Here is a 24,809-nt window from a genome sequence, read left to right on the forward strand (position 1 = left end):
CTCACACCATCCCCCGCCCGGATTCCGGCGTCTCACCCACCGGGGGAGAGCACGATGCACACAGGAGGCCCTGATGACCCGACCGCTCCGCGAACGCGACCGCGCCACGGCACTGCTCGCCGCCGAGACGGAGCGGGCCCGCGCGGGCAGCGGCGGCCTCGTCCTGTTCCAGGGAGCCACCGGCACCGGCCGCACCGCCGTGCTCGACTCCGCGGTCCGGCACGCGGCCGACCGCGGACTGCGCGTGCTGCGTGCGCGCTGCTCGCCCGAGGACACCGGGGTGCCCTTCGCCACCGTGCTGCAACTCCTCGGCCCGGTACCGGACTTCTTCGACGTGACGCCCGGCGGTGACGACCGCGGCAGCGCGGCACGGCTGTGGCGGCTGCTGCTCTCGTACGCGGACGAGGGCCCGGTGCTGATGGCAGTGGACGACGTCCACCTGGCCGACGCCCCGTCACGCCGCTGGTTGCGCGAGGCCGTGCGGCGCGTCGACCGATTACCGGTACTGCTGGTGGCCGGCGAACGCAGCCAGTACGACATCGACCCCGGACCCGCCGGGCTCGCCCAGTCGCTGCCGCCGTCGCTCGTCCGCACCCACACGCTGGCACCGCTCGGCGAGACGGCCGCGGCCGCCCTCGTCCGGGCGGCCTTCCCCGCCGCAGGGCCGCGCCGCACCGCGGAGTGCGTACGGGCCGGTGCGGGAAACCCGATGCTGCTCCACGCGCTCCTCGACGACCTGGGAAGCCACCCGCGCACCGACGGCTCCGCTCCGCAGGACCTCCCCGAACTGCCCGACACCTGCGCCGCGCTGTACCCCGGTGGCTACCCGGCCGCCGTGTCGTGGTGGCTGAAGAGCGCCGGCCGGGCGACGGCCGAGGTGGCGCGCTGCCTCGCGGCACTGGAAGAGGCGTGGCCCGACGACCCGTCGGACCCCGGGCGGAACCGCCCGGGCCTCCCCGTGGGCACCCGGCACACTCCGGACGCCGCCCCCGGGGACGTCCGGCACGCCCTGTCGCGGGGAGCCGCGGCGGGTGAGGAGTGGCATCCGTGGTCGGATGCCGCAGCGGGTGCGGGACGCGCACCGTCGCGGGAGGCCGCCGTGCATCACGGGGCGCCGCAACCCTCCCCGGCGCACTCCGTCCCGTCGCAGCGCTCCCCGTCGCACGCCGTTCCGGGACACGCCGTCCCGGGGCACGCGGGCGACAACCCGCCGGCCTCGGCGTACGCCCCCGCCGCGGACACCGCCTCCGCCCCTGCCCCGGCGCACCCTCCCGTCCCCGCTCCCGACGGGCGGCGGCGGGCGCAGGGCACCCTGTGCACGGACGAGGGGACGGCCGGCCCCCACCACCCCGGCAGCCGGGACGCCCGGCCACCCGGCCGGACCCCGGACACCCGCGACGACCCGGCCGACACCTCCGGCACCTCCGGCGCGGACCCGGTCGAACTGATCGCCGTGGCGGCCGGGGCCGACCCCGCCAGGGTCACCGGCTGGCTCACCGCCATGACACGGATCGGCATGCTCCGCCGCGACAGCCTCGGCCGGCCCCGCTTCGCCCACCCGCTGCTGCGCGACGCGGTGCTCACCGGCTGGCCGACCTCCCGCAGGGAGGCCGCGCACCGGGCGGCGGCGGAGACCATGCTGGAACGGGGAGAGCGGGTGGAGGCCGTCGCCCGGCATCTGCTGCGTACCCCGCCCGTCGGCCTGCCCTGGGCGCTGCGCGTGCTGCGGGACGCCGCGACGGTCGCCGTGCACGCCGCCCGTCCCGAGGACGCCGCCGGCTATCTCCGCCGGTCCCTGGGCGAACCGCTCGCCGGTGACCTGCGCCAGCGGCTGCTCACCGAACTCGGCTCCCTCGAATACGCGTCGGCCGGTCCGGCCGCCGCCATCGCCCGCCTCGCCGAGGCCCAGCACCTGCCCGCCGAGCCGCGGGACCGGGTCCGGGCGGCGGTCGCGCTCGGCACCGCGCTGGCCGGCCGGGGCGAGATCCGCACGGCCCTGGAGGTGCTGCGGCGCACGGAAGGGCGCCTGGGCGGCCACCCGGGACTCACCCGCACCGTCCAGACCGCCACCGCGCTCCTCTCCGACCTGGACCTGGCCGCGCGCCAGGAGACGTACGGCCGGATGCGCGAGACCGGCGGACGCTCACCGGAACGCGTCGGCACCGCCGGGCAGATCCTCCTCGTGCGGTACGCGGCGACCGCCGCGCTGATCTCCGCGGACGAGGCGATGGCACAGGTCCGCGCGCTGCTCGCCCAGCCCGCCGACCCGCTCGCCGAGCCGTTCCTGCTGGGCACGGCCGCAGCGGTGGCCCAGTGGGCGGACCAACTCGACGAGGCCGAACGCCTCGTGGACCGCGGCCTGGCCGGTCAGCATCCCGCCCTGCTCCACCCCATGCAGCACGCCCTGCTCAACACCCGGGCCGACATCGCCGCCGCCCGGGGCGACCACGCCGCGCTGCTCGCCACCGTGCGCGGCGACAGCCCCGCCCCGGCCCGTCCGCGCGAGGGCCCCTCCAACCGGGACGCCCACGTGCTCATGGCACTCGTCCACACGGGGAGGGCCGAGGAGGCGGAACGTCTCGCGAACGCCTTCGACCTCGGCCGTGCGCCGGAGTCCTGGGAGCTGAACCGCTTCCTGTACGCCCGGGGCGTGCAGCGCGCCGCCGCCGGGGACCCCGCGGGCGCGGTCCACGACTTCCTCGAGTGCGGGCGCCGGCAGGCGGCCCGCGAGGTGATCAGCCCGGTCGTCACACCGTGGCGTTCGGCGGCCGCGGAGTGCCGCCTGTCGACGGGCGGCGGTCACGAGGCGCTCGCGCTGGCCACCGAGGAACTGCGCCTGGCCCAGACGTGGAACACGCCCCGGACGGTCGGCCGCGCCCTGCGCGTCCTGGGCGGTGCGACCGGTGGCCGGCGAGGGCTTAAGCTGGCGGGAGAGGCGGTCGACATCCTCCGCGAGGCACCTGCCGACACCGGCACGGAGCTGATCGAGGCACTGCTCGCGCAGGGCCGCCAGCTCCTCGCGGCGGGGGAGCGCGGCCGGGCGCGCGACCGTCTGCGCGAGGCGGCGGAACTGGCCCGGCGCAAGGGCGCGGTACGGCTGTTCACCCTGGCGGGCCACGCCCTGCGCGAGGGCGGCGCCCGGGGCCCGGCGCAGGCACGCACCGGCTCGGGCGCCCTGACGGGAAGCGAGCGCCGCATCGCCGAGCTGGCGGCGGGCGGCCGGACCAACACCGAGATCGCCGACCTGCTCCACCTGGCCCGGCGCACCGTGGAGACCCACCTCACCAGCACCTACCGCAAGCTGGGGATACGCCGCCGGACGGAACTCCCCGCGGCGCTCCTGCGCACCGGCGGGCCGGAGCACGCGGGCGCGGAGCCCGGGGAGCCGGGGGCGTGAACGGCCGCCTCGTCCGCCCTGCGGCCAGGGCGGCGCCCGGCGCGCGCCGGCCGCGTGCGGCGGTGCGTCGCGCCGTCCCCGCGAGGGGCGCCCGGCGTCCCGCGCCCGCGGTCGGCGGACGCTGGGCGGACAGCCTCCGCGTCCGGCTGGGCAGGCGCGCCCCGGGGGTCCCGCTCCCCGGGTCACGCCCCCGCTGTCCCCAGAGGCCCCGGATCCCCGGAGCCCCGGGACCCCGGGGCTCACATCCGTTCCGCGGCCGCCCTGATCGCCTCGCGGATGCGCGGATAGGTCCCGCAGCGGCAGATGTTGCGGATGCCGTCCAGATCCGCGTCGGTCACGCCGCGGCCCTCCTCCTTCACCCGGCGGACCAGGGCCACGGCGGCCATGATCTGGCCGGGCTGGCAGTAGCCGCACTGTGCCACGTCCAGGTCGAGCCAGGCCTCCTGCATCGGGTGGAGTCCGGCGCCCGCGGTGGCCGCCAGCCCTTCGATGGTGGTGACCTCGTCGGACGGCTCCAGATCGCCGACGGGGATGGCGCAGGGGTTGGCGGCACGGCCGTTGAGATGGCTCGTGCAGGCCTTGCAGACGTTGATGCCGCAGCCGTACTTCGGCCCGGTGAGACCGAGGATGTCGCGAAGGACCCACAGCAGCCGCTCGTCGTCCGCCGCGTCGACGGTGACCTGCTCGCCGTTGAGGCGGAAAGTGTGCTGAGGCACGGGAACTCCAGGGTGGGTCAGCGGACGTGGTCGAGACCGTCCGTGGGAGAGGCGGGGACGGGCGGGACGGTGGGCTTGGGCTCGAAGGAGAGCGTGCCGTGGTTGACGGGGAACTCGGTGGGCATGGTGCCGGTGGCACGGCCGTACGCACAGGCCACGGCGGCGAACGACGGGGCCACGCCCAGTTCGCCGGCGCCGCCCGGATCGTCACCGGTGCCGGGCATGACGACGACCTCCACCTCGGGCGGCGTGTTCCACTGCCGGGTGTAGAAGTAGTTGTCCCAGCTGGCTTCGAGGAAGTGGCCGTCGCGCAGGTGCAGGCTGGAGGTCAGTGCCAGCGCGATGCCGTCCATCAGACAGCCTGTCATCTGCGCCTGGAGACCCCGCGGGTTGACGGCGAGACCGACGTCCACGGCGACGACGGCCCTGGTGACGCGGGGGCCCGAGACGCCGTCGCGGACGGGGCGGCCGACCGTCTCGGGGCGGCAGTCGATCTCCACCAGCACCGCGGCACAGGAGTGGTACTCGCTGTGGAAGGCGATGCCCTGGGCGGTGCCGTCCGGCATGCTCCTGCCCCAGTTCCCCGCCTCCGCGGCCGCGTCGAGCACGGCCCGGTGGCGGTCGTGGCGCAGGAAGCCGCGCCGGAAGCGGTACGGGTCCTTGCCCATCTTCGCGGCGAGGCGGTCGACGAGGAGTTCCCGGGCGCAGGTGACGTCGGGGGAGTAGACGCCGCGCATGCTGCCGGTGTTGAACCTCTTGTCGGTCTCGGCGAGCAGCCGGCTGTTGGCGCCGAACTCGTACGGCATCGACTGGGAGAGCTGGAAGAACGTCTCGGCGAAGCCGATGTCGCCCACCGGCAGCCGCGCGGCCAGCGCGGTGAAGATCTCCCCGAGTCCGTGGCCGAGGTCGGTCGAGACACCGGTGTGCCGCTGCCGGTAGCCGAGCACGGTGTCGCCGAGGTAGGAGATGCGGACGCGTGAGGTGGCCATGGGGTGGGTGCGTCCCTGGCGGGCGTCGTCCGCGCGGTGCCACATCAGCTTCACCGGCTTTCCGATCCGGTGGGACACCTCGACGGCTTCCATGGCCGCGTCGGAGAAGAGCTTGCGTCCGAAGGAGCCGCCGCCCTCGGTGACGTGCACGGTCACGGCACCGAGCGGGAGGCCCAGCCGGGCGGCGACGGCCTGCTGCGCGACGATGGGCGCCTTCAGGCTCGACCAGATCTCGGCGCGGCCGGGGCGCACGTCGGCGATCGCGCAGTTCGGCTCCAGCGCACTGTTGCTGCGGAAGCGGAAGGTGAACCGCTCCTCGACGCTCGGGGTCAACGAGGGCAGTCCGAGCGGCAGTTCGGCGCGGTGCAGCCCCTGGAGGACGGATTCGTCGGAGGCGCCCTCGGCGCTTCCGGGGCGCCATGACACCCGCAGCGCGCGCACCGCGTCGATGCACCGGCCGAAGGTGGCCGCCCGCACCGCCACTCCGGTCGGGATCACGACGACGTCGGTCACCCCGGGCATGGCGCGGACCTCGGGCAGGTTGTCCACCGAGCCGACCCTGCCGTTGATCGTCGGAGGCCGGCACACCATGGTCGGCAGGGCGTCCGGGACGTCCAGGTCCATGGTGAACGTCTTGCGGCCGGTGACGGCGGCGAGGGCGTCCACGCGTCCGTGCGGCTGCCCGACGACGGTGAACGCGCTGCGCTCCTTCAGGCGGACGGACACCTGCTCCGTCGTCGCGGCCGCGGCCTTCCGGGAGAGCGCGCCGATGTCCGCGGCACGGTTCCCGGGGCCGCTGACGACCCCGTCCCGCCACGTCAGTTCGGTCACGGCGACCCCCCACTCGCCGGCCGCCGCCCGCAGCAGCCGGGCGCGGGCGACGGCAGCCGCGACCCGGATCGGGGTGTAGGTGGAGAACGTCGTGTTCGATCCGCCCGTGAGCTGGTTGAACAGCAGTTCCGGGCGGGCGCCGGCCAGGGTGACGTCCACCCGGGCGAGCGGGACGTCCAGTTCCTCGGCGATCAGCATGGCCGTGGAGGTGGTGATGCCCTGCCCCACCTCGGTCCGGGGCAGGGCGAAGGACACGGTGCCGTCCGGGCGCACCTCGACGGTGATCAGCCCCGAGGTGGGGAGCGCGGCCGCAGTCATCACGTCGTTCAGGTCGACCAGTTCGGTGATCTCCGGTGACGGGATGCCCGCCCGTTCCGGCGCCTGGTCCGCCCGTGCGCCGGACGCCGCGGCGAGCGGAGCCGCGGTCGTCAGGACGGGTGCGGCCAGCACGTACCCGAGGAACCGGCGTCTGCCGACGGGCCGCGGGCCGGTGTCGTGCCGTTCCGGCCGGCCGGTGCCGGCGTCGTCGTCGCTGGGCGGGGTCGTCATCGTCTCCACTCGGGTTCTCGGGCCCGGCCGGTTCCGCCGGGTGTGCTCCGGGGTGCTGTGCACCGGGCGGGGCGCGCCGGTGAGGCGGCCTCCGCCCGGTGGCGCCGGACACGGCCCGGAAGGGGCGGCCGGCGTGGCTCGGGCTGGGGGCTTGCTCAGGAGGGGCGGTTGGCGTCGGGGATCTCCAGGCGGATGCCCCGCCCCTCGGAGAGGAAGAGCAGCACGAACCTACGGAGCGCCTCCTCCACTGTCCAGGCCGCCTGGGGGATCAGCGGCAGCGGGATCAGACCTTCGCGGAAGGCGACCAGCAGGGGCCACGCGGAGCTGATGAGGGGCTGCCAGAACGGCTCCCGGTCCAGCCCGATGAGGTCTCCGGTGCGGTCGCCCAGGGTGTAGCGGGCGAAGGCGTTGACGAGCGGCCGGGTGAGGCCCGCGTCGAGTTCGGCGACGATGTCGAGGAGGACGTCGGTCAGCGCGATGCCCTCGGGCGTGGAGTCGAGGACCGGGTCGAGGACCTGCCGGGACTGGGCCTCCGCCTCGGCCCACGAGGCGGGGATGTACTCGTCCGGCACGCCGAGCATGTGCGCGGTGACCTGCCAGACGTGCAGGTAGCCGTCCGACTCGGCGGTGGTGACCGGGACCCTCCAGTCCTTCAGCTTGCGCATGACGAACGTGGCCAGGCTGTGCCAGGTGACCATGATGTCGGCCTGGCTGATGGGGATGGTCTGCCCGCCGCTGGTGCGCGTCCAGCCCGGTGACTGCGGCAGGAGGTGCCGTACCGCGGCGTGCACCATCCGGGTCTTCACCGCGGTCACGATCATGCCGCCGGTCGGCTGGTACGCGTCCAGGTCGCCCACGTCGTAGCCGAGCTGGGCGGTCTTGGCGATGCGGTCCTTCATGTCCGCGCCGCCCTTGGAGTAGTAGACGGCGCGCGCCTCCCTCGGGATGGCGGTGCTCATGAGCCCGCTGCCCAGGCCGTAGAGCGCCCCGGTGTAGATGCCGCGCTTCGTGGTGAAGCGGGCCGCGGCCTGGAGCTTGCGCGGGTCCGTCCACGAGGGCAGCCGCCGGGCCGACTCCATGAACTCCCGTAAGTCCGCGGGCAGGCCGGCCGGCAGGGGCTGGTCGTTGCGGGTCCACTGACGGAGCGCCTCGTTGACCCGGGGGACGTCGCCGCGTTCGATCACGGCGGCGAGCACGGGGTCCGCCTCCTCGTCCCAGACGTACTCGGGGTCGAGCCCGGCTCCCCGGCCCGCCACCGAGCCGCTCGGCGCCCAGGTCCACAGGGCTCGTGCGTGAGCGGGCGAGGCCGCCCCCAGCGCCCCGAGCGCCCCCAGGGTTCCGCCGGTGATCAGCATCTTCCGCCTGCTGAGTTCGTCCATCGATCGCACTCCTCGTCGGGTTCCCGGGGACCGGCCCCGGTAGATACGATGAAACTGAATGTGCTTCGCTGTTTCATCAGGGGAGCACAGGCGGGCGATGAACGCCAGGGGTCGCGCGGGATCAAGCGCTCCGGATCCGCCGGTGCGCCGCGGCGCCGGACGCGGCGTGTCCGGCCGGTGCGGAGCGAGGGCTTCCGGGGGGCTGTGCGCCCGGGCCGTCCGCCCTCGCCCGGCGGGTGGCGAACGCCCGCACGCCGTACGGACGTTGGGCGCAAGCCCCTGTGTCACCACCATTGCCGACCGCGACACGGCTCGCTATGTTAATCGAAAATCACATCTGTGCGACGGGCGTGCGCATGCTCGGATCGCGCAACTCGCAAGTCTGCCAAGGCACCTGAAAGCATCTGTCCCATCAGGGAAGCAGGTAAGTCAATGGATAACCTCAGCAGGCGCAAGGCCCTGTCGCTCGGTGTCGCGCTCGGCCTGGTGGGCCTCGCGAACCCCGCCCAGGCCTGGGCGTCGACGGGATCGGCCAAGGGAGCCGCCGCGGGGACCGGTCCCGAGTGGATCTGGGACGACGCGGCGGACCCCCTGATGGTCTCGATGCTGCAGAACGGGCACGTGCCCGCGATCAACACCGCCTGGGAGTCCTGGGTCGACAACAACGACCCGCTGCCCGGCGGCCTGCCCGCCGACTTCGCGGCCTACCTGGGGCGCGTCAACCGGATGCCCTCCTGGGCCGATCCCGCCAAGCTGGCCCGCGCCGCCGACTTCAACCGGCGCCGGGACACCTATCTCTTCATGCTGTACGGCCTCGGCAGCGGCATCATGAGCACGGTGATCCCGCGCGAGGCCAAGAGCGTCTACTGGTCCGCGGGCGGCGCCGACATGCAGGACCGCGCGGCCAAGACCTTCACCTTCGGCTACGACCTCGCCGAGCTGAACGCCTTCAAGCCGGACGGGCAGTTCGTCGTCACCGCCAACAAGACACGTGTGGTGCACGCCGCGGTGCGTCATCTGCTGCCGCAGTCGCCGCACTGGCGGGCGGTGGCCGACGAGACGATCCCGATCAGCGCCGCCGACATCCTCGTCACCTTCCACAGCCTCGGCACCTACGTCCACCGCAAGCTGCTCGACTGGAAGATCCCGTACCCGCCCGCGGACCAGGAGGCGTTCCTGCACCACTGGCAGGTCGCGGTCCACCTGCTGGGCGTGCCGTACGAGCACATCCCCAAGACCTGGGCGGAGGCCGAGCGGCAGGCGGCCCGGGTGCTCGACCCGATCCTCACACCGTCCACCGAGGGCATCGAGCTCGCCGAGGACCTGCTCGGCCTGACCGCGCAGATCGACCTGGGCGTCACCCGCGGGTTCCTGAACGAGTTCGTGCGCTACGTCCTCAGCAACGAGGTCGGCGACTGGCTCGGGCTGAAGCGCGACTACGCGGCGGCTGCCCTGGTCCGCACCGCGTGGCCGGCGTTCATCCTCTTCCGCGAGGGGCTCTCCCCGGTGATGCCCGGCACGTTCTACATGTTCGACCAGTTCGTGCGGGCGCTGGCGATGCTGTTCCTCAACAAGGGGTCCTCCGGGAAGACGACCCCCATCACCATCCCCACCGGGAACCGCGCGGCCTGAGCCGCCGGCCCGGCCGGGAAGAGCGCCGCCGGCCCCGCCGGGGCAGGAGGCTCCACGGCCTCCTGCCCCGGCGGGGCCCCTGCCGGCCGGACGGCGGGTCGTGCCGTCCGGCCGGTGCGGTGCGTGCGGCGCACTCCGGCTCAGCCGAAGTCCACGTCGCTGCACCACATGTAGGCCTGGTCGAGGTGGGACGCCTGCCAGATCACGAACAGGACGTGGTGTCCGGTGTAGCCGGAGGTCCGGACGGGGAACGTGATGTCCTTCGCCGGGGCGAAGCTGCCGGTCTGCGTGAGGAAGTCGAGGTCGCCCCAGCCCAGGCTCTGGGTCCGGGGGTCGAAGCCCTGCTTGCTCACGTAGACCTTGAAGTAGTCGGCGCCGTGGGACGCCTGGTCGTGGAGGTGGACCGTGAAATCGTCGGTGACGGCGGTGGTCTTCCACCGCCCGGGCACGTTCAGGCTCGCGTTCCTCGAGAGGTTGTTGCTGCAGAGGTTTCCGTTGGGGGTCTGCGCCTGGAACTGGCCGCCGAGACCGTCGCGAAGCGCGCTCATCCAGTTCCACATGGTGTCGGCGTTGGCCTGGAAGGCCTGCCAGCACATGGGGTCCTGGGTCTGCATGGCCGGGTCCATGTGCTTGCTGCCCCAGTCCTTCCAGCACTGGTAGGCGCGGGAGGCGGGGTCGACGACGGTGCCGTGGGCCTGGGCGGGTGCCGACCAGGTCAGTGCGCCCGCGACCAGGGCGATCAGCATGACGAGCGCCTGGAGGGGCCGGTGCAGGGGCGACCGCGAACGTGTCACGGACGAACGGTGGTTGCGCATGTGGGGGGAACTCCTTCCAGTTGCAAGGCTGTTGTGGGAGCGCTCCCACGGTAGGCCCCCGGGAGGAAATGTCAATGAAACAAACAAAGTTGGTGACAGAGGCGCCCGCCGATCATGACGCCGCGTCAGTTCGCGGTCTTGCGCATCCGGGCCGACGGAGGAGACTGCCTTCACACCGGTCCGTCCGGTCCCGGCAGCACCACGCACCACACGTCGGTCCCCTGTCACTTCACCGAGACGAGGTCTCATGAACCGAAACCGAGCCGCCGCCGGCGCGGTCGCCCTGACACTGTTCACCGCGGGCCTCGCCGTCGCCCCGGCAGCGGCGGCCACCACCGGGGCGACGGCCCGGGTCGCCGCCGACTGGGCGACGCAGTCGATCGTCTTCACCGCCGCCCCCGGCCAGGCCAACGACCTCAGCATCTACTCGATGTACACCAGCGACGGGATCCGGCACATCGGCTTCCGCGACGTGGTCCCGCTCGAACCGGGCGAGCACTGCGCGTACTCCCGGGACGGGGACGACACCACCGTCGTCTGCCGGCTGCCCGCGGACAGCCCCCGGCCGGACCGGATCGACGCCTTCCTCGGCGACGGCGACGACACGATCGCGGCCTTCAGCCCCGGGATCGGAACCGTCAGCGGCGGCCCCGGCGACGACGAACTGCACGCCCACACCGCGCGCACGGTGCTGGGCGACGCCGGGGACGACATGGTCATGGGGCCCGGGGTGCTGATCGGCGGCGACGGCGCGGACCACCTGATGGGCGACGCCGACGGCCAGCGGATGTGGGGCGGCCGGGGCGACGACATGATCGAGGGCTTCGAGGGCGACGACTTCGTGGACGCGGGCCCCGGCGACGACCACGTCATGGGCGGCGACGGCCGGGACGTCCTCCTGGGCGGCCACGGCGACGACATGCTGCACGGCGAAGCCGGCGACGACCTGCTGTACGGAGGCCCCGGCAAGGACACCGCCGACGGCGGGGAGGGCCGCGACGTCGTCCTCCCGTAGGGGCTACAGACCGAGCGCACCGACCACCAGGGTCGTCACGTCCTCCCGGTGGCCGGGGCCGTCCCGCCACCGCAGGCGCCGGCCCGCCTCCACCACCACACCGAAGCCCGCGTGCACCAGCACCCGGGCCTGGCGCGGGTCGAGTTCCGGGCGGGCGAGGCGCAACTGCTGCTCCCAGACGGCGATGTGCTCGCGCTGCGCGAGGAGCAGCGGCTGCCGCAGGTCCGCCGGCAGGCCCGGCAGCTCGGCCTCGGCGACGCTGGTGAGCTCGGTGTGCTCGAAGCAGTAGGCCACGTACGTGGCGGCCAGCGCGGCGATCGCGTCGTGCGGGTCCGCCACGTCCTGGAGGCCGCGTTCCACCCCCTGGGCCAGCAGGCCCGCCGCCTGGAGGCAGGCCGCCACCAGGATGTCGAGCTTTCCGGAGTAGTGGCGGTAGAGCGCCGACGGGGTGAGTCCCACCGCCCGGGCGATCTGCCCGTTCGTGACGCTGGCGAACCCGTCCCGGGCGAACAGCGGGACGGAGGCCGCGAGGATCTCCGCCCGCCGGGTGCGGGGCACCGGCCGGGCGGGCGGCTCGACGGGGCGGGTGCCCGGCCGGCGCTCCCCGGGACCCGTCGTCGCGGCCACCCGCAGCGCGGACGCGAGCAGCAGTTCCTCGGCCCGGCGCGGGGCGATCGAGGTGCGGTGCATCGTGATCGACCCGATCGCGCCGAGCGCCGCCACCGCCCGCAGCTGCCCGTCGGGCAGCGGATGTTCGCGCTGCACCGCCTCGTCCACCCGCTCGACGAGGAGACGGAACTTGGCGCCCAGCCGCCGCCGGTCCTCGCGGCCGAGGTAGCGCGCCTCCCACCGGTAGACGCCGCCGGAGGCCCGGTGGGCGACGGTGACCCGGGTGACCGGGGCGAGGACCTCCGTGAGGGCCGCCCCGTCCGGCACCTCGTCGAGCGCGGTGACCAGCCCGTCCGCCATGCCGCCCGCGCACTCCGCGAACAGCGCGTACTTGTTGGGGAAGTGCCGGTACAGGGCGGCCGCGGTGATGCCGACGCCGGCCGCGATCTCCTCCATGGACGCGGTGTGGTAGCCGCGCTCGCTGAACACCCGCCCGGCCACGTCGACGATCGTCCGCCTGCGGTTGCGGGGGCGGGTGGCCGCGGTCGTGCGGGCGGCCGCGGCCGGATGGCCGGACGGGGAGGCGGAGGCCATGCGGAGCAGTCAATCACACCGGGTGAGGAAGCCGGGATTCCGCGCCGCCCGCCCCATGGGAGGGCGGGAGGCGCTGCGCGGCCGAGGGCGGTTGGGGCCGGGGCAGGGTTCGTCGGCGGGCGTCCGCCCGCGCCGGACCGTCGCGGCGGACGGGCCCGTCCCCCGGCTGTCGGCCACCGCGCGGCGGGCCCGGCCGGGAGGGTGTCACGTGACGGCGCGCCCGTCCCGCATCGCGCCCGCATCGCGACGACGGCCGCGGCGGGTTCGCCGGCGTGCTGCCGGTCCGGTCCGGGGCCGTGCGCGGGGTCCGTCTCCGCCGGGCCGTCCCGGTGGCACGGACCCCGCGTGGGCGGGGCCGTCTCCGTGACCCGCCCTTTCGGACGCCCGTCGGCCGCAGCGGTCGGCGCCGGGTCCGTATGCCCGGGGCCCTCGCCCAGGACTCCCCGCCCCGCCGATCCCCGGCGGGCTCGGGCGTCACGGGAAGGTGAGCACCGGCTTGACGACGCTCCCGTCCCGCATCGCCGCGACCGCCGCGCCGATCTCCTCGAACGGGAAGGTCGTGACCAGCCGTTCGAGCGGGAAGAGGCCGCGGCGGTGCAGGGCGATCAGCTCGGGGAGGAAGCGGCGGGGGTCGGAGTCGCCCTCGATCACGCCGTGCACCCGCACGCCCTTGGCGAGCAGTCCCATGACGTCGAACGTCACCTCGCCGCCGAGCCCGAGGAGCGCGAGCGCGCCGCGGGGGCGCAGTGCCGCGACGGCGCGGCGGGCCATCTCCGGCCGCCCGGTGGTCTCGACGACGTGGTGCGCTCCGCCGCCGGTCAGCTCGCGGACCGCCGCCACCAGGCCGTCCGCCGGGTCTAGGGCCGCCGCGGCGCCGAGCCGGACGGCGAGGTCGCGGCGGGAGGCGACCGGGTCGACGGCGATCACCGGGCCGCAGCCCGCGGCCACCGCGGCCATCAGCGCGCTGAGCCCGACGCCGCCGGCGCCCAGGACCAGGAGGGAGGAACCGGGCGCGGGGCGCAGCCGGTTGAGCACCGTGCCCGCGCCGGTCTGGGCGCCGCACCCCAGCGGGGCGGCGACCTCGGCCGGCAGGTCGGCCGGGACCGGGACCACGCCCCGGGCGTGGACGACGGCATGCGTGGCGAAGCTCGACTGGCCGAAGAAGGCGCCGTGGAGCGGCGCGCCGCCGAGGGAGAGCGGGGTGGTGCCGTCGGGCCGGCCGCCGGAGAAGTTCCTGGCCCGCGCGGCGAGGCAGTAGGCCGGGTGGCCGTCGGCGCACTGCTCGCAGCTGCCGCAGCTGGCGAAGGTGAGGCAGACCCGGTCGCCGGGCGCGACGCCGGTGACGTCTGCGCCCGCCGCCTCCACCACGCCGGCGCCCTCGTGGCCGAAGACCATGGGGGTGAGGTGGCGGGGCCAGGTGTCCCGCATCCCCAGATCGGTGTGGCAGACACCGGCCGCCGTCATCCTCACCAGGACCTCGCAGGGCCGGGGCGCCTCCAGCTCGGCGTCCCGGACGGTGAACGGGGCGCCGGGCGCCTCGGCGACCGCGGCGCGGACCCGTCTCACGGGCCCTCGCCGGTCCGCCGGTCCGCCCGCGGCGCCGGTGCGGGGTCGCGTACGAGGTAGAAGTAGTAGTACGGGCCCTCGGGCGGGATGCCCTTGCCGTTCATGATCCCCATCAGGGTGGTGTCGTCGACCCGCTTGAAGTGGTCGAGCACCGGCCGGCCGTCGTAGACCATGGTGGCCGTCGTCTCCCCGCGGAACTCCACCGTCCACAGGCTGGCCTCGCCCTGGCCCAGCTCCGTGTCGGAGTACAGCGCGCCCGAGGCGTCGCGGCAGACGAGCGGCTTGACGTCGTGCAGGGAGTCGAACGACTTGCCGTGCCAGCCGGCCTTCTCCAGCATGCCGTCGAGCGGGTGGCCGGTCCGGAACTCGCCGCCGGTCCAGTCGCCGAGGATCTCCTCGGGGCGGACGGTGTCGAGCGCCGCCCATATCCGGTCCAGTTCGGCGGGGCCGACGGGGCCGTCCTCGGCGCGCAGTTCGTGGAACCGTGCGCGGGCGTCGTGCGGGTCCATGCGGGTGTCCTCTCGTCGGGCGGTGCGGTGGGGCGTCGAGGGGGCCGCCCGGCGGTCAGCCGGCGGTGCGCGGGGCGGCGGCACGGGCGAGGGCGCCGGACCGCCCGGCGGACTGCCCGGGCAGCGGCAGCCCGGTGCCGCCGGAGACGGCGCCGGGGTGGCCCACGGTGCCGAGGCTCATCAGCACATGCCGCTCGGCGACCTCCTCCGCGGTCAGCGGACCGTCCTCGCGGAACCAGTTGGCGACCCCCTGGCACATGACGAGCACCGATCGCACCGCGTCGGCCGGGAAGGGCGTGGTGAACACGCCCTGGGCCCGTCCGGACTCGACGGTGTCGAGCAGCATGTGCTCCAGGTAGTCGCGCAGGGCGACGTAGCGGGCCCGGTTGGCGGGCTCCAGGCTGCGGATCTCGGTGTCCAGGAACGCCAGCTGCTGCCGGTGGGCCATGTAGAGGACGATCGACTCGACCATGCCGCAGAAGCGGGCCAGCGGGTCGGGACCGGCCTCCCCGGCGGCGGCACGGCAGCGGTCGAGGACGTCCTTGATGGAGGTCTCCAGCAGGGTCGCCAGCAGGGCCTGCTTGTTCTCGTAGTGGTAGTAGAGCGCGGGCACCGTGACGCCGACCCGGCCGGCGATCGCGCGTACCGAAGTGCCGTGGTAGCCCTGCTCGTTGAAGGCCTCCATGGCGTTGATCAGGATGGGGTGGAGGTCGAGCGGTCCGTAGGAGCGCCAGTGCTCCGCCGGGTGCGTGGTGTCCTGGCTCGGCTCGGTGGTCAACGGGCTCTCCTCGGGACGGGCGGCGATCGGCGACATCGTACGGCCGGGCATCCCCCGCGCCGCCTTCCGTGTCCTTAGCGTTCGTTCAGTGAAGTCCGGACTGCCGGTCTCCGATGGTCACACTGTCCCGGTCCCGATCCGGAAAAACAAGTCCCGCACGAGGAGTTGACCCCGGGGTCACCCGCTCCTACGTTCTTAGCGAACGCTCAGTAAGCCCCCGGTCGGCGGCGACGAATCCGCCCTGCATCGAGAAGGGAACCCATGAGCCGGAACACCACCGACCCGCCCGGCCCCGCCGCGGACGGCCCGCCGCGCCCCGCGGCGGATCCCCCCGCGGCCGGCCCGCTCGACGGCGTTCGCGTCGTCGAGCTGGCCGGGATCGGCCCCGGTCCGTTCGCCGCGATGCTCCTCGCCGACCTCGGCGCCGACGTGGTGCGGGTCGACCGCCCCGGCCCCTCGCCGCTCGGCGGCGACCCGGCCCGAGACGTGACCAACCGCAACAAGCGCTCCGTCCTCGTCGATCTCAAGTCCCCCGGCGGACCGGACCGGGTGCGGGCGCTGGCGTCACGCGCCGACATCCTGATCGAGGGGTACCGGCCGGGTGTCGCCGAACGCCTCGGCGTCGGACCAGAGGAGTGCCTGGCCGCCAACTCCGCCCTCGTCTACGGCCGGATGACCGGCTGGGGCCAGGCGGGCCCGCTCGCCCCCACGGCCGGACACGACATCGGCTACATCGCCACCGCCGGGGCCCTGTCCATGATCGGCGCCCGAGACGGCCGGCCGGTCTTCCCCGCCAACCTGCTCGGCGACTACGCGGGCGGCTCCCTCTACCTCACCACGGGCGTCCTCGCCGCCCTGCTCACCGCGCGGACCACCGGCCGCGGCCAGGTGGTGGACGCCGCGATCGTGGACGGCACCGCGCACCTCACGGCCCTGTTCTGGGGCATGCTCGCCGAGGGCACCTGGCAGGACGGGCGCGGCCGCAACACGCTCGACGGCGGCTGCCCCCACTACGACGTCTACGAGACCGCCGACGGCGGCTGGATGGCGGTCGGAGCCCTGGAACCGCAGTTCTACGCGGTGTTCGTCCGTCTGCTCGGCGTGGCGGGCGAGGACCTGCCGGACCGGACCGACCCGCGCAACTGGCCTGCTCTGCGCGCCCTGTTCACCAGCCGCTTCCGCTCCGCCACCCGTGCCGAGTGGACGGCCGTCTTCGAGGGGACCGACGCCTGCGTGGCGCCCGTGCTCTCCCTGCGCGAGGCGTCCGCCCACCCGCACCTGGCGGCACGCGGCACCTACACCGAGGCCCACGGCATCACCCAGCCCGCTCCCGCGCCCCGCTTCTCGAGCACCCCCGGCACGCTCCGCCGGCCGCCGGCCGCGCCCGGCGCCCACACCCCTGAGGTGGCCCGCGACTGGGGCGTGCCCGAACTGCTGAAGGACGCCTGCTGATGGAACTCTCCTCACCCCTGACCTACGCCGCCGACCCCCGCACCGCGGCGGACGCCGCCGCCGCGCTGGAGGCCGCGGGCCTCGACGCCGTCTGGGTGGCCGAGGCGTACGGCTTCGACTCCCCGACGGTCATGGGCTACCTCGCCGCGAAGACCGAGCGGATGCGGATCGGTTCGGCGATCCTCAACGTGTACTCGCGCACCCCCGCGCTGATCGCCCAGACCGCGGCGGGGCTCGACGCCGTCAGCGGCGGCCGCGCCCTTCTCGGCGTCGGCGCCTCCGGCCCCCAGGTCGTGGAGGGCTGGCACGGCCGCCGCTACGACCGCCCGCTGGGCCGCACCCGCGAGGTGATCGAGCTGTCGCGGCGCATCCTGCGCCGTGAGGTGATCGAGCACCGCGGCATCACCGACCTGCCCCTGCCGGCCGAGAAGGGCGGCACGCTCGGCAAACCGCTGAAGCTGCTCAACCGCCCGGTCCGCGAGACCGTCCCCGTCTACGTCGCCGCGCTCGGCCCGGCCAACGTCCGGATGACCGCGGAGATCGCCGACGGGTGGCTGCCGTTCCTCTACGTCCCCGAACACGCGGCAAAGGTGTGGGGACCGTCGCTGGCCGAGGGCGCCGCCTCCCGGGACCCCGCGCTCGGCCCGCTCTCGGTCGTGGCGGGCGGCCTGCTGGCGATCGGCGACGACGCCGAGTCGGTCCGGGACCTGATGCGCCCCACCGTGGCCCTCTACGTGGGCGGCATGGGCGCGCCCGGCCGTAACTTCTACCACGACCTGGTCTGCTCCTACGGGTACGAGCCCGCCGCGGCCGCCATCCAGGAGCACTACCTCGCCGGACGCAGGAAGGACGCCGAGGCCGCCGTCCCGGCCGAGCTGCTGGAACGGCTCTGCCTGGCCGGCCCGGAGGGCTACGTCCGCGACCGCGTCGACGTCTTCCGCGACGCGGGCGTGACCATGCTCAACGTCACCCCCGTCGGCCCCGACCCCGCCCGGCTGATCGAACGCGTCAGGAGCTGGCTGTGACCCTGCGACGAGACCTGTACGGCCCCGACCACGAGGCCTTCCGCGAGACCGTGCGCACCTTCCTCGCCAAGGAGGTCGTCCCGCACCACGAGCAGTGGGAGAAGGACGGCATCGTCGACCGCGAGGTGTGGCGCTCGGCGGGCCGCCGGGGCCTGCTCGGCATGTCCGTGCCCGAGGAGTACGGCGGCGGCGGGACGGACGACTTCCGCTACAGCGCCGTCCTCATCGAGGAGTTCGCCCGCGCCGGCGCCTCGGGTCTCGCCCTGAGCCTGCACAACGACATCATCGGCCCGTACCTCACCTCGCTCGGCACCGAGGAGCAGAAGCGGCGCTGGCTCCCGGGATTCTGCAGCGGCGAGACGGTGACCGCGATAGCCATGAGCGAGCCCGGCGCGGGCTCCGACCTCCAGGGCGTCCGCACCACCGCCGAGGACCGCGGCGACCACTGGGTGCTGAGCGGCTCGAAGACGTTCATCTCCAACGGCATCCTCGCCGACCTCGTGGTCGTCGTCGCGAGGACCACCCCCGAGGGCGGCGCCCACGGCCTCTCCCTGTTCGTCGTCGAGCGCGGGGCGGAGGGCTTCGAACGCGGCCGCAACCTCGACAAGATCGGCCAGAAGGCCCAGGACACCGCCGAACTCTTCTTCCACGACGTCCGCGTCCCCAAGGAGAACCTGCTCGGCGAGCTGAACGGCGGGTTCACCCACCTGATGACCAACCTGGCCCAGGAGCGCCTGGCCATCGCCGTCGGCGCCGCCGCGGCCGCCGAGGAGATCCTGGACGACACGACGCGGTACGTGAAGGAGCGCGAGGCGTTCGGCCGCCCGCTCGCCCGCCTCCAGCACATCCGCTTCGAGATCGCCGAACTGGCCACCGAGTGCGCCGTCACCCGGGCCTTCCTCGACCGCTGCATCGCCGACCACGCCAAGGGCGAACTCGACACCGCGCACGCCTCGATGGCCAAGTGGTGGGCCACCGAACTCCAGAAGCGGACCGTCGACCGCTGCCTGCAACTCCACGGCGGATACGGCTACATGACCGAGTACCGCGTCGCCCGCGCGTTCCTCGACAGCCGCGTCCAGACCATCTACGGCGGGACGACCGAGATCATGAAGGAGATCATCGGGCGCTCCCTCCTCGGCTGAACCGGCCGGCTCCCCTCGGCGGCACCCGCGCCGCCCGCACGAGGCTCCTCCAGACCCGACACGGAAGGCACCCCAAGGTGAGCACCGAAGCGTACGTGTACGACGCGATCCGCACCCCGCGCGGACGCGGGAAGGCAGGCGGAGCCCTGCACGGCACCAAGCCGGTCGACCTGGTCGTCGGCCTCATCCACGAGATCGGGCGCCGGTTCCCCGGCCTGGACCCGGCGGAGATCGACGACATCGTCCTCGGCGTGGTCGGCCCGGTCGGCGACCAGGGCTCCGACATCGCGCGCATCGCCGCCATGGCGGCCGGGCTGCCCGACACCGTCGCGGGCGTCCAGGAGAACCGCTTCTGCGCCTCCGGCCTCGAAGCCGTCAACATGGCCGCGATGAAGGTCCGTTCCGGCTGGGAGGAGCTCGTCCTCGCCGGCGGCGTGGAATCCATGTCGCGGGTCCCGATGGGCAGCGACGGCGGCGCCTGGGCGATGGACCCGATGACCAACTTCGACACCGGGTTCGTGCCGCAGGGCATCGGCGCCGATCTGATCGCCACCCTGGAGGGGTTCTCCCGGCACGACGTCGACGAGTACGCGGCGCTCTCCCAGGAGCGGGCCGCCGCGGCGTGGAAGGACGGCCGCTTCGAGCGTTCCGTCGTGCCGGTGCGCGACCGCAACGGCCTGGTCGTCCTCGACCACGACGAGCACATGCGCCCCGGCACCACCGCCGACTCGCTCGCGAAGCTGAAGCCGTCCTTCGCGGACATCGGCGACCTCGGCGGCTTCGACGCCGTCGCCCTCCAGAAGTACCACTGGGTCGAGCGGATCGACCACGTCCACCACGCGGGCAACTCCTCCGGCATCGTCGACGGCGCCGCCCTCGTCGCCATCGGCAGCAAGGAGGCCGGCGAACGCGGCGGCCTCTCCCCCCGCGCCCGGATCGTCTCCGCCGCCGTCTCCGGCGCCGACCCGACCATCATGCTCACCGGCCCCGCCCCGGCCACCCGCAAGGCGCTGAAGCGTGCCGGGCTGACCATCGGCGACATCGACCTCGTCGAGATCAACGAGGCGTTCGCCGCCGTGGTGCTGCGCTTCGCCGCGGACATGGGCCTTTCGCTCGACAAGGTCAACGTCAACGGCGGCGCCATCGCCATGGGCCACCCCCTCGGGGCGACCGGGGCCATGATCCTCGGCACCCTCGTCGACGAACTGGAGCGCCAGGACAAGCGGTACGGCCTCGCCACCCTGTGCGTCGGCGGCGGCATGGGCATCGCCACCGTCGTCGAGCGCCTCTGACCGGCCGCCGCCGCCCGACTCCGCCGCAGTCCGCCGTCACGGGAGACATCAGCCATGGACACCACCGCACGCCGTTCCACCATCCGCTGGGTAGAGTCCGAGGACCACGTCGTCACCCTCGTCCTCGACGACCCCGACCAGTCCGCCAACACCATGAACGCGGCCTTCATCGACTCGCTGGACGCCGTCGCGGCGCGGCTGGCCGAACGCCGCGACGAGATCCGGGGCGTCATCGTCACCTCCGCCAAGAAGAGCTTCTTCGCCGGCGGCGACCTCCGCGACCTGATCGCCGTCACCCCCGGGACCGCCGCCGCCTCCCACGAGGCCGGGATGCGGGTCAAGCGCTCGCTGCGCGTGCTGGAGACGCTGGGCAGGCCGGTGGTCGCCGCGATCAACGGCGCCGCGCTCGGCGGCGGTTACGAGATCGCCCTCGCCTGCCATCACCGGGTGGTGCTGGACAGTCCGGCCGCCCGCGTCGGCCTCCCCGAGGTCACCCTCGGCCTGCTGCCCGGCGGCGGGGGAGTGACCCGCACCGTCCGCATGTTCGGCGTGGCCGACGCCCTCGGGAAGGTCCTCCTGGAAGGCACCCAGTACGGGCCGGCCCGCGCCCTCGCCGCGGGGCTCGTCGACGAGATCGCCGCCGGACCCGACGAACTCCTCGCCAGGGCAGCCGCGTTCATCGACGCCCACCCGGAGTCCCGGCAGCCCTGGGACGTCCCCGGCTACCGCATCCCCGGCGGCACCCCGGCGAACCCCAAGTTCGCCGCCAACCTCCCGGCCTTCCCCGCCCTGCTGAGGAAGCGGACGGGCGGCGCGCCCTGCCCCGCACCGCGCAACATCCTGGCGGCCGCCGTCGAGGGCTCCCAGGTCGACTTCGAGACCGCGCAGGTCATCGAGGCCCGCTACCTGACGGACCTGGTCACCGGGCAGATCACCAAGAACATGATCCAGGCGTTCTTCTTCGACCTCCAGGCCGTCAACTCGGGAGCGGGCCGCCCCCGGGGCCCCGAACAGCGCCCGGTCACCCGGGTGGCCGTGGTCGGCGCCGGGATGATGGGCGCGGGCATCGCCTACTCCTGCGCCCGGGCCGGCATCGAGGTCGTCCTCAAGGACGTGACGCCCGAGGCCGCAGCCAGGGGCAAGGCGTATTCGGAGAAGCTGTGCGCCAAGGCCGTCTCGCGCGGCCGCACCACGCAGGAGAAGGCCGACGCGCTGCTCGCCCGGATCACCCCCACCGCCGACGCCGCCGACCTCGCCGGCTGCGACGCCGTCATCGAGGCCGTCTTCGAGGACACCGCCCTCAAGCACCGGGTCTTCGAGGAGATCCAGGACGTGGTGGAGCCCGACGCCCTGCTCTGCTCCAACACCTCCACGCTGCCCATCACCGTCCTCGCCAAGGGGGTGGAGCGCCCCGCCGACTTCGTGGGCCTGCACTTCTTCTCCCCGGTCGACAAGATGCCGCTGGTGGAGATCGTCAAGGGGGAGAAGACGGGCGAGGAAGCGCTCGCCCGCGCCTTCGACCTGGTGCGGCAGATCAAGAAGACCCCGATCGTGGTCAACGACTCCCGCGGCTTCTTCACTTCGCGCGTCATCGGCCGGTTCATCGACGAGGGCGTCGCCATGGTCGGCGAGGGCGTCGACCCCGCCAGCGTCGAACAGGCCGCGGCCCGGGCCGGCTACCCGGCCAAGGTGCTGTCCTTGATGGACGAACTCACCCTCACCCTGCCGCGGAAGATCCGCGAGGAGACCCGGCGCGCGGTGGAGGAGGCGGGCGGCACCTGGGACCCGCACCCCGCGGACGCCGTCGTGGACCGCATGATCGACGAGTTCGGCCGCCCCGGCCGCAGCGGGGGAGCGGGCTTCTACGACTACGCCGAGGACGGCCGGCGCACGGGCCTGTGGCCGGGGCTGCGCGAGCACTTCACGGATTCCGGGCGGCAGCACGCGGACCTGACCGAACTGGCGGAGCGGATGCTCTTCGCCGAGTCCCTCGACGCGGTCCGCTGCCTGGAGGAAGGCGTCCTGGTCTCGGTCGCGGACGCCAACGTCGGCTCACTGCTCGGCATCGGCTTCCCCGCCTGGACCGGCGGCGTGCTCCAGTACGTCAACGGCTACGAGGGCGGCCTGCCCGGCTTCGTGACCCGCGCCCGCGAACTGGCCGCCGCGCACGGCGAGCGCTTCGCGCCTCCCGGGCTGCTGCTGCGCATGGCCGAGCGAGGGGAGACCTTCACGGACTCCTGAGCCGTGCGCCGTGCCGGGGGCTCGCGGCACCCCCGGCATCCGCCTCGCCCCTTCCGTGCACCTGCCCGCACCTCACCCGCCCCGCCGCCTGCCGCCCGCCGATCCGGCCCCGCACCCGCACCCGCACCCGTATCCGTACCCGATCCGGCCCCGCACCCGTATCCGTACCCGATCCGGCCGCTCACCTGCACCGCCCGGACTCCGGGCGGTCCGGGCACGGCGCCACCGCATCCCCCGCCGCCCGACCCGGCATCTCTGCCGGGGCGCCCCACCGCCCCGGCCTCCCTGGACGTTCACCTTCCGACCCGCGAGGAGGCCCCGATGACTTCAGCGCCCCAGCCCACCGACGCCCCGGCCGACCGGACCCTGCCGCAGCTGCTGGCCCGCAACGCCCGGCTCCACCCCGAACTCCCCGCCCTGTCCTGGCAGACGGCCGGGTCGGAGGGCGGCTGGACGACGCTCACCTGGTCGGAGGTCCACGAGCGCACCCGGTCCCTCGCGGCCGGCTACGCGGAACTCGGCGTCGGCCGCGGGGACCACGTGCTGCTGATGATGGCCAACCGCCCCGAGCACTGGCTGTCCGACCTGGCGCTGGTCCGGCTCGGTGCCGTCCCGGTCAGCGTCTACGGGACGGCGGCCCCGGAGCAGATCACCCACACCGCGCGCAACTGCCGTGCCCGCGTCGCCGTCGTGGAGGGCGCGGCCCAGGTCGCGGTGTGGGAGCCGCTGCTGACCGACGCCGGTACGCCGCTGGAGCGGCTGGTGGTGGCCGAGGCCGGCGCGGAGGGCGGTCACTTCGCGTACGCGGCCCTGCTGCGCGAACCGGTGCCCGAGCACGTCGCCAAGGAGCTGGACACCGCCCGCCCCGACGATCCGCTGACCGTCGTCTACACCTCCGGCACCACCGGCGAGCCCAAGGGCGTCGTCCTGACCCACCGCCAGGTGATGGCCAACGCCCTGGCGCTGGACGCCGTGGTGGAGCTGCCCCCGCACGTCGAGCACATCTGCTACCTGCCGTTCGCCCATATCGCCGAGCGGATGCTGGGCATCTACCTGCCCTGCCACCGGGCGTCCCACGTCTACCTCTGTCCCGACCCGACCGGCGTCGCCGCCGTGGTGCGCCAGGTGCGCCCCGCGCAGTTCTTCGGTGTGCCGAGGATCTGGGAGAAGCTCTCCGCCGCCGTGCGGGGCGTCCTGTCGCTCATGCCGGCCGAGCAGCGCGCCGTCATCGACCAGGCCTTCGAAGTGGCGCGGGAGCACGTCGGCCACCGGGAGCGGGGCGAGGTGCCGCCGGCCGAACTGGAGGAGCGCTACAGCCGGGTCCGCCGGGACGTCCTGCTGCCCATGCTGGCCGCGGGCGGGCTGGACCGGGTGACCTGGTCGGCCAGCGCGTCGGCACCGATGTCGGCGGACGTCGTGAGGTTCTGGGCCGGTTTCGGCATCGTCATCATGGACGCCTGGGGCCTCACCGAGACCACCGGCGTCGCCACCAGCAACAGCCCGCGGCTCGGCTTCCGGCTCGGCTCGGTGGGACGCCCGGTGGAGGCCGTCGAGGTCAGGATCGCGGAGGACGGCGAGATCCTGGTCAGGGGCGCGTCCGTCTTCTCCGGCTACCTCCGGTCCGACGGCTCGGTGGAGTCGGCGCTGGACGAGGACGGCTGGCTGGCCACCGGTGACATCGGCCGGCTGGACGAGGACGGCTACCTGTGGCTCACCGACCGCAAGAAGGAGATGATCATCACCTCCACCGGCAAGAACGTCGCCCCGTCCCTGGTGGAGAACGCGCTCAAGGAACACCCGCTGATCGGCCAGGCGATGGTGCACGGGGACAACCGCTCGTACCTGGTCGCCCTGCTGGTGCTCGACGCGGAGGCCGCCCCCGCGTGGGCCGCCGCGCACGGCGTGGAGGCGGCGGGCGGGACGGACGGGCTGGCGGCGCACCCCGCCGTGCTGGCGGAGGTGGAGAGGGCCGTCGCCGCGGCCAACGCCCGTCTGAACCGCAGCGAGCAGGTCAAGCGGTACGAACTGCTGAGCGGGGAGTGGGGACCGGCGACCGGGGAGCTGACGCCGTCCCTGAAGATGCGGCGCAGGGTGATCCGGGACAAGTACGCCGACGCGCTGGCCGGACTCTACCGGGACTGACCGCCGGGGCAGGGCCGGGACGACGGAGGGGCGGGCGCCGCGCGGCGCCCGCCCCTCCGTCGTCCCGAGCCGCCTGCCTGTCGGTGCCCTGACCCTGGGCGGCCGGGACCGCACCGGCCGGCCGCACACCCCC

At 74.2% G+C, this 24,809-nt stretch carries 17 protein-coding genes; 9 read left to right on the forward strand and 8 right to left on the reverse strand.

Annotated elements, in window-relative coordinates; genetic code table 11:
- Positions 1 to 73: 73 nt before the first annotated feature.
- A complete protein-coding gene (locus tag IAG43_RS29105) occupies positions 74 to 3,397 on the forward strand; it encodes an AAA family ATPase (RefSeq protein ID WP_187743638.1) in 3,324 nt (1,107 codons plus the stop codon).
- Positions 3,398 to 3,636: 239 nt separating this feature from the next.
- Here the strand turns inward: IAG43_RS29105 and IAG43_RS29110 are convergent, their stop codons facing one another.
- The 3 genes from IAG43_RS29110 to IAG43_RS29120 all read right to left on the reverse strand — a co-directional run bounded on the left by IAG43_RS29110 (position 3,637) and on the right by IAG43_RS29120 (position 7,861).
- Positions 3,637 to 4,113 carry a (2Fe-2S)-binding protein gene (locus IAG43_RS29110; RefSeq protein WP_187743639.1) on the reverse strand — a complete coding sequence of 159 codons (477 nt, stop codon included), beginning with the start codon at positions 4,111 to 4,113 and terminating at the stop codon, positions 3,637 to 3,639.
- Between the two features lie 17 nt (positions 4,114 to 4,130).
- Positions 4,131 to 6,482 carry a molybdopterin cofactor-binding domain-containing protein gene (locus IAG43_RS29115; protein ID WP_187743640.1) on the reverse strand — a complete coding sequence of 784 codons (2,352 nt, stop codon included), beginning with the start codon at positions 6,480 to 6,482 and terminating at the stop codon, positions 4,131 to 4,133.
- Between the two features lie 155 nt (positions 6,483 to 6,637).
- Positions 6,638 to 7,861, reverse strand: a complete 1,224-nt coding sequence (locus IAG43_RS29120) for an oxygenase MpaB family protein (protein ID WP_187743641.1) — start codon at positions 7,859 to 7,861, stop codon at positions 6,638 to 6,640.
- Positions 7,862 to 8,293: 432 nt separating this feature from the next.
- Between IAG43_RS29120 and IAG43_RS29125 the strand changes: the two genes are divergently transcribed.
- The gene (locus IAG43_RS29125) at positions 8,294 to 9,493 is read left to right on the forward strand and encodes an oxygenase MpaB family protein (protein WP_187743642.1); all 1,200 of its coding nucleotides are present in this window, start codon (positions 8,294 to 8,296) and stop codon (positions 9,491 to 9,493) included.
- Positions 9,494 to 9,633: 140 nt separating this feature from the next.
- Here the strand turns inward: IAG43_RS29125 and IAG43_RS29130 are convergent, their stop codons facing one another.
- Positions 9,634 to 10,308 carry a lytic polysaccharide monooxygenase auxiliary activity family 9 protein gene (locus IAG43_RS29130; protein ID WP_484600523.1) on the reverse strand — a complete coding sequence of 225 codons (675 nt, stop codon included), beginning with the start codon at positions 10,306 to 10,308 and terminating at the stop codon, positions 9,634 to 9,636.
- Positions 10,309 to 10,555: 247 nt separating this feature from the next.
- Here IAG43_RS29130 and IAG43_RS29135 point away from each other — a divergent pair, with 247 nt between their 5' ends.
- On the forward strand, positions 10,556 to 11,323 hold the full coding sequence (locus tag IAG43_RS29135) for a calcium-binding protein (protein WP_187743643.1): 768 nt from the start codon (positions 10,556 to 10,558) through the stop codon (positions 11,321 to 11,323).
- Between the two features lie 3 nt (positions 11,324 to 11,326).
- Here IAG43_RS29135 and IAG43_RS29140 read toward each other — a convergent pair whose 3' ends face one another.
- The 4 genes from IAG43_RS29140 to IAG43_RS29155 form a co-directional block, all read right to left on the reverse strand.
- Positions 11,327 to 12,526 carry a TetR/AcrR family transcriptional regulator gene (locus IAG43_RS29140; RefSeq protein WP_187743644.1) on the reverse strand — a complete coding sequence of 400 codons (1,200 nt, stop codon included), beginning with the start codon at positions 12,524 to 12,526 and terminating at the stop codon, positions 11,327 to 11,329.
- 474 nt (positions 12,527 to 13,000) lie between these two features.
- On the reverse strand, positions 13,001 to 14,092 hold the full coding sequence (locus IAG43_RS29145) for an NAD(P)-dependent alcohol dehydrogenase (protein ID WP_187743645.1): 1,092 nt from the start codon (positions 14,090 to 14,092) through the stop codon (positions 13,001 to 13,003).
- Positions 14,089 to 14,601 carry a DUF4334 domain-containing protein gene (locus IAG43_RS29150; protein ID WP_187743646.1) on the reverse strand — a complete coding sequence of 171 codons (513 nt, stop codon included), beginning with the start codon at positions 14,599 to 14,601 and terminating at the stop codon, positions 14,089 to 14,091. The genes IAG43_RS29145 and IAG43_RS29150 overlap by 4 nt, the downstream gene beginning before the upstream one ends.
- A 55-nt stretch (positions 14,602 to 14,656) precedes the next feature.
- The gene (locus IAG43_RS29155) at positions 14,657 to 15,379 is read right to left on the reverse strand and encodes a TetR/AcrR family transcriptional regulator (protein WP_187743647.1); all 723 of its coding nucleotides are present in this window, start codon (positions 15,377 to 15,379) and stop codon (positions 14,657 to 14,659) included.
- A 261-nt stretch (positions 15,380 to 15,640) separates the two neighbouring features.
- Between IAG43_RS29155 and IAG43_RS29160 the strand changes: the two genes are divergently transcribed.
- From IAG43_RS29160 to IAG43_RS29185, 6 genes are all read left to right on the forward strand, one after another.
- Positions 15,641 to 16,831 (forward strand): CaiB/BaiF CoA transferase family protein, encoded by a 1,191-nt coding sequence (locus IAG43_RS29160; RefSeq protein WP_187743648.1) that lies wholly within the window; start codon positions 15,641 to 15,643, stop codon positions 16,829 to 16,831.
- Positions 16,831 to 17,856, forward strand: a complete 1,026-nt coding sequence (locus tag IAG43_RS29165; protein ID WP_187743649.1) for an LLM class F420-dependent oxidoreductase — start codon at positions 16,831 to 16,833, stop codon at positions 17,854 to 17,856. The genes IAG43_RS29160 and IAG43_RS29165 overlap by 1 nt, the downstream gene beginning before the upstream one ends.
- Positions 17,853 to 19,001, forward strand: coding sequence for an acyl-CoA dehydrogenase family protein (locus IAG43_RS29170; protein WP_425508626.1), 1,149 nt, complete (start codon positions 17,853 to 17,855; stop codon positions 18,999 to 19,001). Before IAG43_RS29165 ends, IAG43_RS29170 begins: the two co-directional genes overlap by 4 nt.
- A 77-nt stretch (positions 19,002 to 19,078) precedes the next feature.
- Complete coding sequence (locus IAG43_RS29175) at positions 19,079 to 20,293, forward strand: acetyl-CoA C-acetyltransferase (protein WP_187743650.1); 1,215 nt, start codon at positions 19,079 to 19,081, stop codon at positions 20,291 to 20,293.
- Positions 20,294 to 20,347: 54 nt separating this feature from the next.
- Positions 20,348 to 22,534 (forward strand): 3-hydroxyacyl-CoA dehydrogenase NAD-binding domain-containing protein, encoded by a 2,187-nt coding sequence (locus IAG43_RS29180; protein WP_187743651.1) that lies wholly within the window; start codon positions 20,348 to 20,350, stop codon positions 22,532 to 22,534.
- A gap of 321 nt (positions 22,535 to 22,855) precedes the next feature.
- Positions 22,856 to 24,676: an AMP-dependent synthetase/ligase gene (locus IAG43_RS29185; protein WP_187743652.1), complete on the forward strand. Its 1,821-nt coding sequence runs from the start codon at positions 22,856 to 22,858 to the stop codon at positions 24,674 to 24,676.
- Positions 24,677 to 24,809: the final 133 nt, after the last annotated feature.

This window comes from Streptomyces genisteinicus, assembly GCF_014489615.1.
Classification (GTDB): Bacteria; Actinomycetota; Actinomycetes; order Streptomycetales; family Streptomycetaceae; genus Streptomyces; species Streptomyces genisteinicus.

Coding starts and splice junctions, on each gene's coding strand:
- IAG43_RS29105 (WP_187743638.1), top strand. CDS start 74: ATGACCCGACCGCTCCGCGAACGCGACCGCGCCACGGCACTGCTCGCC.
- IAG43_RS29115 (WP_187743640.1), bottom strand. CDS start 6,482: ATGACGACCCCGCCCAGCGACGACGACGCCGGCACCGGCCGGCCGGAA.
- IAG43_RS29120 (WP_187743641.1), bottom strand. CDS start 7,861: ATGGACGAACTCAGCAGGCGGAAGATGCTGATCACCGGCGGAACCCTG.
- IAG43_RS29125 (WP_187743642.1), top strand. CDS start 8,294: ATGGATAACCTCAGCAGGCGCAAGGCCCTGTCGCTCGGTGTCGCGCTC.
- IAG43_RS29130 (WP_484600523.1), bottom strand. CDS start 10,308: ATGCGCAACCACCGTTCGTCCGTGACACGTTCGCGGTCGCCCCTGCAC.
- IAG43_RS29135 (WP_187743643.1), top strand. CDS start 10,556: ATGAACCGAAACCGAGCCGCCGCCGGCGCGGTCGCCCTGACACTGTTC.
- IAG43_RS29140 (WP_187743644.1), bottom strand. CDS start 12,526: ATGGCCTCCGCCTCCCCGTCCGGCCATCCGGCCGCGGCCGCCCGCACG.
- IAG43_RS29150 (WP_187743646.1), bottom strand. CDS start 14,601: ATGGACCCGCACGACGCCCGCGCACGGTTCCACGAACTGCGCGCCGAG.
- IAG43_RS29160 (WP_187743648.1), top strand. CDS start 15,641: ATGAGCCGGAACACCACCGACCCGCCCGGCCCCGCCGCGGACGGCCCG.
- IAG43_RS29165 (WP_187743649.1), top strand. CDS start 16,831: ATGGAACTCTCCTCACCCCTGACCTACGCCGCCGACCCCCGCACCGCG.
- IAG43_RS29180 (WP_187743651.1), top strand. CDS start 20,348: ATGGACACCACCGCACGCCGTTCCACCATCCGCTGGGTAGAGTCCGAG.
- IAG43_RS29185 (WP_187743652.1), top strand. CDS start 22,856: ATGACTTCAGCGCCCCAGCCCACCGACGCCCCGGCCGACCGGACCCTG.